This is a genomic window from Mycobacterium sp. 1465703.0 (assembly GCF_001672975.1).
GTDB lineage: Bacteria > Actinomycetota > Actinomycetes > Mycobacteriales > Mycobacteriaceae > Mycobacterium.
This window is the reverse complement of the sequence record NZ_LZKU01000222.1, coordinates 1-931: the sequence shown is the minus strand read 5'-3', so window position 1 is coordinate 931 and position 931 is coordinate 1. Positions and strand designations below refer to the sequence as shown.

The window sequence follows — 931 nt, the reverse complement described above, 5'->3', positions numbered from 1 at the left end:
CCGTTCCAGGATTCGCAACCCGTCCACATCAGGGAGCATGATGTCGAGGACCAGGACGTCGGGGCTGACCCGCTCGAACTTGGCCATCGCCTCGCGTCCGTTATGGGCGATGTCGACAACCCAGCCCTCGTAGTGCAGCGCCATCTTCACCAGATTGGTCAGCGCCGGCTCATCGTCGACCAGCAAAACTCTGATGGGTGATCCGTCGGCACGGTAGATCCTGGGCAACTGACCCAGGATCGCTTGGCGTGGGCGCTGCGTGCCTGAGTAACCCGACATTGCGGTCATGTTCCTACATTCTGGCAAGCCGCATACCGGATTGTCACGGAGTTCATAGAATTCTCAAATGTTAAGCGTCTCGGCCACGCCCAATGAGGTCGTTCAAGTATGCGTTTCGATGAGTCGGCTTGAGATGCGGGGGTGTTCGAAAAACGTTGGCATGCAGTGCCGTTGGTTTGTCGGCCGTAGCCCATTGCCGCGGCCAAGTTCTTCAAAATTGGTGCACGGGAACAAATTTCATTCGACTGTGCGGACGCAGCATTTGACGGTGTTCTGCTTGTACCGTTGTGGCGCAAGCCATTCACCAGTCAAGATAAAACGGGGCCGCACACCCGTTGGTGTGCGGCCCCGCCGTCGAGACGCGGTGTCAGGCCCAGCTGGACCCAACGGCGCTGTCGGTGCTGGCCATGTTGTTGCCCGCGGACTGAACCTTCTGTCCGTGGGAGTTGGCCTGTTCGTAGATGACCTGGAAGTTGCGACCCAACTGGGTGATGAACTCCTGGCACGCGACCGAACCCGCACCGCCCCAGAAGTCGCCGGCAGCAAGCACATCGCGAATGATGGCCTGGTGCTCAGCCTCCAAGGATGCGGCCTGGGCGCGGATCAAGGCACCGTGGGCGTCTACATCGCCGAACTGGTAGTTAATGCTCAT

The 931-nt window shown here is 59.4% G+C and carries 2 protein-coding genes; both read right to left on the bottom strand.

Translation table 11 applies throughout. The features are described from left to right. Nucleotides 1-288: response regulator (locus tag A5625_RS21205; protein ID WP_156748430.1), on the bottom strand; the 288-nt coding region annotated here is incomplete at its 3' end. Nucleotides 289-646: 358 nt separating this feature from the next. Then, nucleotides 647-931: a WXG100 family type VII secretion target gene (locus tag A5625_RS21200; protein ID WP_008254256.1), complete on the bottom strand. Its 285-nt coding sequence runs from the start codon at nucleotides 929-931 to the stop codon at nucleotides 647-649.

What these genes read in the sequence shown, in the direction of transcription:
- A5625_RS21200 (WP_008254256.1), bottom strand. Translation starts at nt 931, where the DNA reads ATGAGCATTAACTACCAGTTCGGCGATGTAGACGCCCACGGTGCCTTG.